This window comes from Flavobacterium notoginsengisoli, from assembly GCF_014207905.1.
Classification (GTDB): Bacteria; Bacteroidota; Bacteroidia; order Flavobacteriales; family Flavobacteriaceae; genus Flavobacterium; species Flavobacterium notoginsengisoli_A.
Genome location: NZ_JACHLB010000001.1, coordinates 1,348,109 through 1,359,248, shown reverse-complemented (window position 1 = coordinate 1,359,248; position 11,140 = coordinate 1,348,109). Strand labels below are relative to the sequence as shown.

The window sequence follows — 11,140 nt, the reverse complement described above, 5'->3', positions numbered from 1 at the left end:
AGTTATGTTATGAGAAAACAATTTTTATTTATATTTTTAGCCTTGATTGTAGCAAATACAAGTCAAGCGCAAGGTAAGACGACTAGAATTGGCTACATCGACATGGAATATATTTTAGAAAATGTTTCCGATTATAAAGAAGCTAAATCACAATTAGAGCAAAAAGCTCAAAAGTGGAAACAAGAAGTTGAGGCTAAAAAATTAAATATAAATTCATTAAAGGAAAGTTTAAAGACTGAAAAAGCTTTACTTACCAAAGAATTAATAGAAGAAAGAGAAACTGAGATTAAGTTTCTTGAACAAGAAATGATTGACTATCAGCAGAAACAATTTGGTTCTGATGGTAATTTGATGAGACAAAAAGCAGCTTTAGCAAAACCAATTCAAGATCAGGTTTTTACCGCCGTTCAAGATATTGCAGAAGCTAAAAATTATGATTTTATTTTTGATAAGTCATCAGATTTAACAATGCTTTTTAGCAATAAAAGATTTGATATTAGCGATCAGGTTTTAAGAGTTATAAATCGTTCTGAAAAACGTGAACAGCTTACAAAAAAACAATTAAAAGATCAGGAAGCTAAAGAAAATCTTGAAAATGCAATTGATGAAAATCCAGCAATGGCAGAACGTCAAAAAGCACTTGATGAGAAAAAAGCGGCTAGAGAGAAATTAATTCAGGATAGAAAGTTAGAGCAGGAAGCTAAGAGAAAGGAATATGAAGACAGAAGAAATGCTTTAGCAGCTGAAAGAGAAGCTAAAAAAAATGGCACGGTTTCTGGAACAGCTAAAACAGCAACAGAAACTCAAACCAATACAGAAGCTGCAAAAACAAGCACCACTGCTAAGCCTGCAGCAACCGGAACTGAGCAAACGCCAACCGCTGAGCCAACAATGACAAAAGCAGAAGAAAGACAGATGCTTTACGAACAGCGTAAAAAAGAGTTGGAAGAGAAAAGAAAGAAAATTTTAGAAGAAAGAGAAGCGGCTAAAAAAGCAAAAGAAGCCGAAACACAAAAAACAAATACGACCAATAATTAATTAATATTTTAAAAATGATGAAACAAATCAAAACTTTACTAATTGCTGCAATTCTTATTTTAGGAGCAAGTAACACAATGAACGCGCAAGCGAAGGTAGCTCATGTTGATGTAAGCGAGATCATGTCGAAAATGCCTGCTATGCTAGATGCTCAAAATCAACTGCAAAAATTAAGTGGTACATATGATGCTGAATACAAAAAAATGGTTGACGAGTACCAAGTAAAAATCAAAAAATACGAAGCTGAAGCTGCAACTGTAACTGATGCTGTAAACGGAGATCGTTCTAAAGAAGTTCAAGATATGCAAAAAAGAATTGTTGACTACAGAGACAATGCACAAAAAGAACTACAACAAAAAGAAACTGATATCGTAAAACCTTTAATGGAAAAAGTAAGAGCTTCTATCCAAAAAGTTGGAAAAGCTAAAGGTTTCCAATACGTTTTAGATGGTTCTACTTTATTATTAGCTGATGGTCCAAACATTACTGCTGATGTGAAAAAAGATTTAGGATTCTAAGAAATTCAATCCTCTAAATTAAACTGCTCAATTTTATAATTCGAGCAGTTTTTTTTTACAAAAAATTAAAATTATTCTACTCCATTATTTCTAGATTTGAATTAAATTAGAGTAAAAAATTATATTAAATTTGCTTTATGACAAACAACAATCCTATAGGCGTTTTTGATTCTGGAATTGGAGGAACTTCCATTTGGAGCGCTATTCATGACTTACTTCCTAACGAAAAAACGATTTATCTGGCTGACAGCAAAAATGCTCCTTATGGCCAAAAAAGTAAAGATGAAATTGTTGCCTTGAGTAAAAAAAATGTAGAGTTTTTACTCGATAATAATTGCAAATTAATTGTTGTTGCTTGTAATACTGCTACAACAAATGCAATACGAGAACTACGCGCTGATTACGACATTCCTTTTGTTGGAATTGAACCTGCTATAAAACCTGCAGCAAACAATTCGCAAACTCAAGTAATTGGAATTCTAGCCACAAAAGGAACTTTAAACAGTGAGTTGTTTAACAAAACTGCAGAAATGTTTCAAAACACCACAATTATTGAGCAGGTTGGTTATGGACTTGTACAGTTAATTGAAGATGGAAATCTGTATTCTCCAGAAATGACTCAACTGCTAGAATCTTATTTACAGCCAATGATTGATGCAAATATCGATTATCTTGTTTTAGGTTGTAGCCATTATCCGTATCTAATTCCGCAGATAAAAAAAATTCTCCCAGATCATATTAAAATAATAGATTCAGGAGAAGCTGTTGCTAGACAAACTAAAAATTTGCTTCGTGATAAAGTCGGATTTACAGATAGTTTAGAAAATGATCCCGTTTTCTATGTCAATTCTAATCCTGCTGTTTTAGAATCAATTTTAGATTATAAATATCCCGTTATCCAAAAAGACTTTTAAAGTATTATTCAATCTTTCGCTTGACGAACCAAATTCCGTCTAAAGATAAATTGAGTGATATTTTATGATAATTCTCTTTTATTAAATCATTTGCAATTCTTCCTTTTTGTCCATAAGAATAAGAAATATTTAAAGAAGAGAAAGTGTTCTCGATTGGTAAATTAAGTCCAATAGAAAAAGAAGCATTATTGATACGTTCTTTATTTATTTCAAGATATCCTGTATCGTAACTTATACCAGCAGCATACCCTACTCTATCCCAATATTTTCGGATATTTTTCTTAGCACTATAGGTAAACCCAAGTGCAAAACGATCCTGGTTTACAAAATTTCCGTATAGTTCAGACTGTTTGGTGTCGCTCCAGAAACTTTTCTCATAATCTAAAGTAGCATTCAAATTGTTTTTGAATCTTTTGCTAACTCCAACACCAATTTCAAGAGGCATATAGTAGTCGTCTGTATCTGAAGGCTGTTCAGATTCGATTGTTGTTTCAACTTCATCGGCAATACTGGTTACCGTTTGAATTTTTGATGCCTTTACTCTTGTTGGAGCTTTAAAAGTTGATGCAATTGTAAGTGTAGAATCTATTTTAAATTGCGCTCCTAATGTAGCGCGAACACCACTGTAGTTTGTTTTTTTATTTACTGTTGTAATCGCATCTGAAATTAAAAAAGCACGTTGATCAACTGTGTTTCCAAAAAGTGCCGTTGCAGTTACTCCTAAACTTAATTTTTTTCCAAATCGATAACCGTAGGAGAAATCTAAATTATTTAATCCGCCCGATCCTTGTGCGCTCACATAATAATAATCCTGACTATCAGCGATTGGCAATTTTAAATTTGAAATTTTAAAAACAGAGCTAGAATAAGGCTGAAGCGAAAAACTGAATCCCGAATTTTTAGTTACAGGAAATGCCAAAGCGATATGTGAAAATTGAAAATTATTTCGACTCTCTGTTCTTGAACTACTTTGATAAGTTGTCGCAATTGCTTTTCCTCCAATATCAAAAAGAAAATGATTTTGGTACATAAATCCAAGCGATGCTGGATTCAGATTATTAATAAAACTATCCGAAGGCAATGCCATACCAGAAGAACTGGTTGAAGACAAATAACCAAAATTAGAATCGTACAAACTTCCAACTCCATATAAAGAATAAGGCGAACTGGAAATACTTTGAGAAAACGAAGTCAGCGACATCAAAATGAAGCAGCTCCATAAAGCAATTTTATTTTTCATTTAATATGAGATGTAATAAATTTTCAGCTGAATTTTATTGTTCAAATGTTTTTGATCGCCTAAAACAATTCTATTGACTGATTTAGAAATTGATGGCAAGGTTAATATGAGCGAAGACCTTGAATCTGATTGTTTCAGCATTTCTTTCTGCAGAAAATTTCCGATCGGAATTGTGTATCCGATGTTTTCATTAAACTCGTCACTTTTTTTATTTAATATTCCATAAACTGTAGAATTCGCAGAGTTTACCAATGTCGAGCTTATCCTATTCAAATTATCACCGACATAAACACTTAAAGAATCTGCCAGAGGATATTTCTCGGAATAGGAATTATTTACAGGCTTCAGAACCAATTGCGCATCAACGATAGCTCCATTTGTAGCAATATTTTTGAATTGTTTAATATTCGGAAATTCAATTTTACAAGCTACACCAGTTCCAGATTGAATAAATCCTTGATTATTGGTTAATTTGCTGGATAACTTGCTGCTGGAGACGGGGAGATTTTGAAGAATTGTTCCGGTCCTATCCAAAGAAATCGAATTAAACTGTTTTGCCACATCTGCAATGGTAAAATCAATTATATAAGGCTCTTCATCTGCTTCTGCCTGATACTTTGAATAATACATTCTAACTTTACTTGTAGAAACATTAAAACCAATTACATTGGCAGAATTAGATGTGTCGGGAACTAAAACCAATCCTTTTAGATATTCGGTAAAACTGTCAAAATCTGTAATTTCTCTTTTCTTGATTTTTTGAAAAAGAGCCGACCCAAATTCATCATTCATTCTAATATTAATAGAATCTTTTTCTGTAGGTCTAGGCTTAAAAGATATAGTTCCTAAACTCTGAGAATCGTATGCTAAAGTTGAATTATTGTAAAAATTACTATCATCGGTATTGGGCTTAACTTTTTGAGTTAATCGATGAATATTGAAAGTTTGTACTCTAGTCGTATCTCCGTAATAATAATTATCATATTTCAGAATCATCGAAATTGAGTCGAAAACATAATTTACTGCTTGTGTATCTGAACCAGTATTATTTAGGGCATAAGTAGTTGTTGAAAGCTGAAAATAACTATCAGATTTTACTTTACCAAAAACAGGATCATCATAATTTCCGATTAAAATTCTTGATCGGTTTGATGTTACAAGCGAATCAAAATTAATAGTTGACATTTCTACTGTAACGGTATCAATCATAATAACTTTATTACTTAAGGCCAAATAATCTGAGCCAACAGTAAACTCACCTGTATCCGTATCTGTACCACATGAAAATAGTGTTAGTACAAAAAGCAATATCAATATAAACTTCTGCATAATTTATTTTTTGAGCAAATATAAAATGCAAGCTTTGGTGGCACACTATAACATATACTACCGCCCTTTTTCTCGCTATAAACCGCACAAAATTATCTATGAGCTCTATTGGCTTGCAGAAATTTAATTCAACCTTAAAAAAGCCGATTTTGTCTATCAAAACACGTCATATATATATCTTCTTTTTTTTAAGACGGTCATCCGCCTAATTTTGAGCCAATAAAATAAATAATGAAAGTACGGTTTTTAATTTGTTCTCTTTTTTTGGTTTGTATTGTAAGTACGAAAGCTCAAGAAAATTTTGCCGCTTATGCGAATATCAAAATCGAGCCAACTGAAAAAATAAATTTCAGCGAAACCAACATTGGTGTTTTCTATCAGAAAAAGCTAGGGACAAAAAACAAAATCTCGAATACACTAGAATATTCTAGTCTGAAAGCAAATTATGATTTAAATCAATATGATTTTTATGAAGATCAGGAACGATTCAATCAGATTCAAAACAACTTTCAATATTCGAATCAAATATTAGAAAAAACAAAACTGGGAATCTCGGTTATACCAACAGTAAATTTTCAGGAGAATTTAAATTTTGAAGACATAACCGTCTTAGGAAATCTAGAAGTCGAACAACAATTAAGTTCTAAAATAATGGTAATACTTGGTGCTGGACGAACAACCGTTTTTGGTGCACCAAAAGTCACTCCAATTATTGCTTTTAATTATAATATGAATGAGAAAACAAATTTTAGAATTGGATTTCCAGATTCGAGAATTTCTTACTCAAATAATGACCGAAATAAGTTCAGTTTAACAAATAGTTTTAATGGTAATTTTTATCATTTAGACGAAACAAATAAAGCTGAAAAAGCTGCTCTGTCGCAAATGACATCGGCGTTAGAATACGAAAGAAATGTCTGCAATAATTGGTTTTTGAATTTTAAAGCTGGTTATGATTTTAATAAAAAATACAATTTGTTAGACAGTAGCGACCATAAAGTTTATGACTATAATACTGGAAATGGTTACGTTTTAGGAATAGGGATCAAATACAAACAATAAATATTAAATACACTATGATTAATCTAAAAAAAGGAATTTTATTCACAGCGCTTTTTTCGTGCCTCTTTTTTGTAAGCTGCAGCAATGATGACGATGACGATGATTTAATTGGGAACTGGATAAAAAAATCAGCTTTTGATGGCCCAGCAAGATCTAGTGCTACAAGTTTTGTTATTGGAGACTACGCTTACATTGTTGGCGGTTATACCGGAGATGTCTATTTAAAAGATTTATGGGTTTATAATTCAAATGGAGATTACTGGGAACAAAAAGCAGATTTTGCCGGTGTAGGAAGAAGTTCTGCATCTAGTTTTGCTTTAAACGAAAAAGGCTACGTTGGACTTGGTTATGATGGAACAAATAAATTGAAAGATTTCTTTCAATATGATCCAACTTCTAACAGCTGGACACAAAAAACAGATTTTGGAGGAACAGCTCGTTATGCTGCTGTTGGTTTTCAAGTTGGAGGAAAAGCTTATTTTGGAACAGGTTATGACGGAAATTACCTGAAAGATTTCTATCAATACGATGATCAGGCAAATACTTGGACTCTTGTAAATGGTTTTAGCGGAAACAAAAGACGTAACGCTACCGTTTTTGTAATTGCAGACAAAGCATATTTGGTAACTGGAGTAAACAACGGAACTTATCAAGAAGATTTCTGGGAATTTGATCCTTCAAATGATACTTGGACAAGAAAAAGAGATGTTGATAAAGATACAGACGACGATTACACTTATAACGACGAATATGCAATCGTACGTGCAAATGCTTCAAGTTTTTCTATGAGCGGTTTAGGTTATATTGTCGGTGGAGAAAATATCAAAACAGTTTGGGAATATAATCCAACAACTGATTTATGGGTAGAAAGAACCCCAATGGAAGGTGCAACAAGAACTGACGCTGTTGGTTTTGCAATCAACAATCGTGGTTTTTATATGTTAGGAAGAGTTGGTTCTACTTACTTTGATGATGCATGGGAATTTAAACCATTAGAAGAGCAAAATGACGATGACAACTAAAATTAAACAATTCTTCTGGACTAACATCCAGAAGAATTTACTGCTTTTTGTTATACTGCTTTCTTTTGCCGCTTGCACAAAAAAGGAAGTCTTAACAACGGCAGTTTTTAAAACAAATTCAGGATGGGGATACACCATTGCTTACAAAGAAAAAGTACTGATTAAACAGTCAGTCATTCCAGTAATAACTGATAATAAAAGTTTTGAGACCGAAAACGATGCTCTAAAAGTCGCCGATTTTGTAAAACAAAAACTCAAAAAAAACTTATCTCCAACGGTAACCAAAAATGACTTAATTTTATTAAAAATAAAATTCTAAATGCAGATCGATACCATTAAAAATACTGGCTACAACAAAATCTTATTTCATTGTGCTATATGGATTTTCTTTATTTTGACTTCGTTAATTCAATTTTACGAAAGTCCTTTTAAAATAAATAATGACTTTTATGCTCAATGGTTTACAGGGATTCTATTGTTTTATCTCAACTATTTTTATTTGGTTCCTTCTTATTTGCTGCAAAAAAAATATTGGCTCTATTTTACTTTTGCCCTTCTTCTGATTGCCGTTTTTATGATTGTTAGAATGAATTATTTCATGCCTGAATTTAGACATTTAAGGCCTGGAAACATGATGCCCCCAAGAATAATGCACGACATGCATTTTGTTCCAGGAGGTGGCAGAACGCATCATAGATTTGAAATGAGACAGCCTTTTTTCTTCAAAATTGCTCCGTCGTTTTTCTATATTTTGATTATTACTATTTCTGCCATTATTAGAACACTAACTGAATTTTATAACAATCAACAAAATAAACTGATTGCCGAAACACACAGAACAAATACCGAATTGATTTATCTGCGAAAACAAACCAATCCGCATTTTTTATTCAATTCTTTAAACAGTATTTATTCTTTGGCTCACAAAAAATCTGATTTGGTCCCTGATGCCATCGTGACCTTATCTGAACTTATGCGCTATATGCTGTATGAAACAGATAACAAAACGGTGGCTTTAGAAAAAGAGGTCAATTATATTCAGAATTATATCGAGTTGCAAAAACTGCGATTAAACAACATTGAAGACATTATCATCAATGTACATGGCGATACTAAAAACAAATTTATCGAACCATTATTGCTGATTTCTTTTGTCGAAAATGCTTTCAAATACGGAACCGACTATAAAGGCGCTGCTCACGTAAAAATTAAAATTCTGATTACCGATAACAATCTCGATTTCTGGATTGAAAATTCTATCGAAAATTATGTAAAAGATCCCGAAAACTCAGGAATTGGATTGGTCAATATTCAAAACCGTCTTGATTTGCTTTATCCAAATGCGCATGAATTAACTATTAATCAAGACAGCAATTATTACCGAGTTCATTTGAATTTAAAATTAGACGAAATCAAAACTTCAATACATTAATAAAAACGAATTATAATTCTTTGGTAAAAAACTACTGCTGTTAACGTATAATTTTAATTAGCTGAACCAGTATTTTATGAAAATTTTAAAACTTAATTTACTGGTTTCAAATTACTTTTGAATGCCGAAACAAAATTATAAACCTAATTCTGAAAAAATGAAATGTGTAATTATTGATGATGAACCTCTAGCGGTAGAATTATTGCAGGATTTTGTCAAAAAAGTAGACTCATTAGAACTGATCAATTCTTTTAATAATGCGATTGATGCAGTTTCATTTATCAATCAGAATAATGTTGATTTAATTTTTCTAGACATCCAGATGCCTCATTTTTCTGGAATTGATTTTCTAAACACCATTGAAAAAAAGCCTTTAGTAATTTTTACAACTGCTTATTCTGATTATGCCGTTGAAGGATTTAATCTTGGTGCGGTTGATTATTTGGTAAAACCAATTCCTTTTCATCGTTTTTTAAAAGCGGTTGTTAGAGCACAGCAAATTCTTCAGCCAGTAGCTATTCAAACAAATGCTGAGAACACAAATACACCAGAAATTGAACAAGATTTCATGTTTGTTAGAGCCGAATATGAAAACGTAAAATTAAACTTTGCAGATATTCTCTTTATCGAAGGATTAAAGGATTATGTAAAAATTTATACCACAGATAATAAATTTACTCTAACACTAATAAGTTTGATTAAACTTGAAAACTTACTTTCAAATAAGGGTTTTGCCAGAATTCACAGATCATACATTATCAATATCAAACATGTAAAATCTATTCAAAAAAATAAGGTTTTAATAAGCGATAAGAGAATTCCAATTAGCGAAAGCTACAAGAGCACTTTCTTCGAAAAAATAAATCTATAATTTTTTTAAATTCCAATAAAAAAAAATTCCAAATTCCAAGACTGAGCTCTTTCGGAATTTGGAATTTTTATTTTTGAAATTTTGTTATAATTATTCTTCGTTTTTAAACCAACTCGAATACATTACATAATTATTTGAAATACGCTCAATTTCTCCCGCAAAATCAGACTGATCAATATCTTTCACTTTTTTCGCTGGAACACCCGCATAAATACTTCCTGAAGACACTACAGTGTTTTGTGTTACCACGGCTCCAGCTGCAATAATAGCATTACTTTCAACAACACAATTATCCATAACAATTGCGCCCATTCCAATCAAAACATTATCGTGAATTGTGCAACCGTGTACAATTGCATTATGTCCGATTGAAACATTATTTCCTATAATAGTGGGATGTTTTTGATATGTGCAATGAATAATTGCACCGTCTTGAATGTTTACTTTATTTCCGATTTTAATAAAATGAACATCACCTCGAATAACTGCATTAAACCACACGCTGCAATTTTCTCCAAAGCTTACATCTCCAACTATTGTTGCATTTTCGGCAACATAACAATCTTCTGGAATTGAAGGTGATTTTCCGTTTACAGATTTAATCAGCATAAAATAAAATTTAATTAATTGCCGGACAGTTACAGTCGTAACGTGCTTTTCTACAGAATAAATTAACTCCTAAGGTAATTTGGTGATAGCCTCCTGTGTCAAATTTCACATCTCCTGTTACTTGAGAATAAGTATAAGCAAACATAAAGTTCTTAAAGTTTACTCCGACAATCGGCGTAAAATATTGCAATTTTTGAGATGCGACTCCCGTTCCCGAAAGATATTGTGCACCATCGAAACTTCTTCTATAAGATAATGCCGCCCATAAACTTCCAAAATCCATGTTTTTGTAGGCTTTCATATTCAAATCGAGTGTTTTCTCTTTTGTTTGGTCAAATAATTGAAAAAGAATAGAAGGCTCCCAAGTCCAATTATCATTTTTACCAAAAACATAACCTGCACTCAATAAAAACTTTCTCAGATTATCACTTTCATAATCTGTATATAATTCTCTTCTGGTTTCTAATAATCCCTGAACGGTTGCGTGAGCATAAAAATCCAGATAGTTATAAGAAGCTCCAACATCTACGTTAAAATAAGAATCTTTTTGAATTGAACCGAAAACAGTAGGATCAAAAGTTCCTCCGAATTTAGTTTCATCCAATTGATTTTGTATCAACCCTCCGCTAATTCCAAAAGACAACTGATTTAAATCGACTTCATCTCTAGAAAACATAATATGATGGGCGTAAGTTAGTTTTACACCTTTTTGAGAATGGTACCCATTTTTATCATTAAAAACAATTATACCAGCTCCAGAACGTTCACCCAGTCTTCCGTTAAAACTTAAAGTCTGCAAAGTTGGCGCATCTTCTTGCCCAAACCATTGCTTTCTTGCTGTCAATCTGATTTTAGCACAGTTAGCTGCACCAGCCATTGACGGGTGAATTAAATAATAATTATCAGACAAATAATCTGAATAAACAGGTATTCCTTCTTGAGAATAAGAATAAAAAGTCGTAATGAGAAAAATTAATAAAACCCTGATTTTAAATTTCATAAAGGCAATTTTGTATCCATATAATTTTCACTCCTGCAATTTAACACGATTTCTTTGAGAAGAGTCTTAATTATTTCATTAAAAAATCAAATATAGTTATTAGTA

The 11,140-nt window shown here is 32.0% G+C and carries 12 protein-coding genes; 8 read left to right on the top strand and 4 right to left on the bottom strand.

All coding sequences use genetic code 11. The annotated features are described in order from the left end of the window. Positions 1-9: 9 nt before the first annotated feature. From HNP35_RS05775 to murI, 3 genes are all read left to right on the top strand, one after another. On the top strand, positions 10-1,038 hold the full coding sequence (locus tag HNP35_RS05775) for an OmpH family outer membrane protein (RefSeq protein ID WP_184157788.1): 1,029 nt from the start codon (positions 10-12) through the stop codon (positions 1,036-1,038). A gap of 14 nt (positions 1,039-1,052) precedes the next feature. Next, positions 1,053-1,556 (top strand): OmpH family outer membrane protein, encoded by a 504-nt coding sequence (locus HNP35_RS05770; RefSeq protein ID WP_230712146.1) that lies wholly within the window; start codon positions 1,053-1,055, stop codon positions 1,554-1,556. Positions 1,557-1,693: 137 nt separating this feature from the next. Beyond that, on the top strand, positions 1,694-2,470 hold the full coding sequence (murI, locus tag HNP35_RS05765; protein WP_184157789.1) for a glutamate racemase: 777 nt from the start codon (positions 1,694-1,696) through the stop codon (positions 2,468-2,470). Between the two features lie 4 nt (positions 2,471-2,474). Here murI and HNP35_RS05760 read toward each other — a convergent pair whose 3' ends face one another. Both HNP35_RS05760 and HNP35_RS05755 read right to left on the bottom strand, forming a co-directional pair. Beyond that, positions 2,475-3,710, bottom strand: coding sequence for an aromatic hydrocarbon degradation protein (locus HNP35_RS05760; RefSeq protein WP_184157790.1), 1,236 nt, complete (start codon positions 3,708-3,710; stop codon positions 2,475-2,477). Then, entirely contained in the window at positions 3,711-5,039 is a 1,329-nt protein-coding gene (locus tag HNP35_RS05755) for a DUF4270 family protein (RefSeq protein WP_184157791.1), read from the bottom strand. Positions 5,040-5,270: 231 nt separating this feature from the next. Between HNP35_RS05755 and HNP35_RS05750 the strand changes: the two genes are divergently transcribed. The 5 genes from HNP35_RS05750 to HNP35_RS05730 all read left to right on the top strand — a co-directional run bounded on the left by HNP35_RS05750 (position 5,271) and on the right by HNP35_RS05730 (position 9,426). Continuing rightward, positions 5,271-6,101 carry a DUF6268 family outer membrane beta-barrel protein gene (locus HNP35_RS05750; protein WP_184157792.1) on the top strand — a complete coding sequence of 277 codons (831 nt, stop codon included), beginning with the start codon at positions 5,271-5,273 and terminating at the stop codon, positions 6,099-6,101. A 14-nt stretch (positions 6,102-6,115) separates the two neighbouring features. Next, entirely contained in the window at positions 6,116-7,123 is a 1,008-nt protein-coding gene (locus tag HNP35_RS05745) for a Kelch repeat-containing protein (protein WP_184157793.1), read from the top strand. Beyond that, positions 7,113-7,442 carry a DUF4907 domain-containing protein gene (locus HNP35_RS05740; protein ID WP_246453334.1) on the top strand — a complete coding sequence of 110 codons (330 nt, stop codon included), beginning with the start codon at positions 7,113-7,115 and terminating at the stop codon, positions 7,440-7,442. The genes HNP35_RS05745 and HNP35_RS05740 overlap by 11 nt, the downstream gene beginning before the upstream one ends. Continuing rightward, positions 7,443-8,555 carry a sensor histidine kinase gene (locus HNP35_RS05735; RefSeq protein ID WP_184157795.1) on the top strand — a complete coding sequence of 371 codons (1,113 nt, stop codon included), beginning with the start codon at positions 7,443-7,445 and terminating at the stop codon, positions 8,553-8,555. Between the two features lie 157 nt (positions 8,556-8,712). Next, positions 8,713-9,426 carry a LytR/AlgR family response regulator transcription factor gene (locus HNP35_RS05730; protein ID WP_184159697.1) on the top strand — a complete coding sequence of 238 codons (714 nt, stop codon included), beginning with the start codon at positions 8,713-8,715 and terminating at the stop codon, positions 9,424-9,426. 90 nt (positions 9,427-9,516) lie between these two features. Here HNP35_RS05730 and HNP35_RS05725 read toward each other — a convergent pair whose 3' ends face one another. Continuing rightward, on the bottom strand, positions 9,517-10,035 hold the full coding sequence (locus HNP35_RS05725) for a gamma carbonic anhydrase family protein (RefSeq protein ID WP_184157796.1): 519 nt from the start codon (positions 10,033-10,035) through the stop codon (positions 9,517-9,519). A gap of 10 nt (positions 10,036-10,045) precedes the next feature. Beyond that, positions 10,046-11,035: a PorP/SprF family type IX secretion system membrane protein gene (locus HNP35_RS05720; protein WP_184157797.1), complete on the bottom strand. Its 990-nt coding sequence runs from the start codon at positions 11,033-11,035 to the stop codon at positions 10,046-10,048. Positions 11,036-11,140 lie beyond the last annotated feature (105 nt).

Bases quoted from the DNA above. Each gene is read 5' to 3' on its own strand.
- HNP35_RS05775 (WP_184157788.1), top strand. From the start codon at position 10: ATGAGAAAACAATTTTTATTTATATTTTTAGCCTTGATTGTAGCAAAT.
- HNP35_RS05770 (WP_230712146.1), top strand. From the start codon at position 1,053: ATGATGAAACAAATCAAAACTTTACTAATTGCTGCAATTCTTATTTTA.
- murI (WP_184157789.1), top strand. From the start codon at position 1,694: ATGACAAACAACAATCCTATAGGCGTTTTTGATTCTGGAATTGGAGGA.
- HNP35_RS05760 (WP_184157790.1), bottom strand. From the start codon at position 3,710: ATGAAAAATAAAATTGCTTTATGGAGCTGCTTCATTTTGATGTCGCTG.
- HNP35_RS05755 (WP_184157791.1), bottom strand. From the start codon at position 5,039: ATGCAGAAGTTTATATTGATATTGCTTTTTGTACTAACACTATTTTCA.
- HNP35_RS05750 (WP_184157792.1), top strand. From the start codon at position 5,271: ATGAAAGTACGGTTTTTAATTTGTTCTCTTTTTTTGGTTTGTATTGTA.
- HNP35_RS05745 (WP_184157793.1), top strand. From the start codon at position 6,116: ATGATTAATCTAAAAAAAGGAATTTTATTCACAGCGCTTTTTTCGTGC.
- HNP35_RS05740 (WP_246453334.1), top strand. From the start codon at position 7,113: ATGACAACTAAAATTAAACAATTCTTCTGGACTAACATCCAGAAGAAT.
- HNP35_RS05735 (WP_184157795.1), top strand. From the start codon at position 7,443: ATGCAGATCGATACCATTAAAAATACTGGCTACAACAAAATCTTATTT.
- HNP35_RS05730 (WP_184159697.1), top strand. From the start codon at position 8,713: ATGAAATGTGTAATTATTGATGATGAACCTCTAGCGGTAGAATTATTG.
- HNP35_RS05725 (WP_184157796.1), bottom strand. From the start codon at position 10,035: ATGCTGATTAAATCTGTAAACGGAAAATCACCTTCAATTCCAGAAGAT.
- HNP35_RS05720 (WP_184157797.1), bottom strand. From the start codon at position 11,035: ATGAAATTTAAAATCAGGGTTTTATTAATTTTTCTCATTACGACTTTT.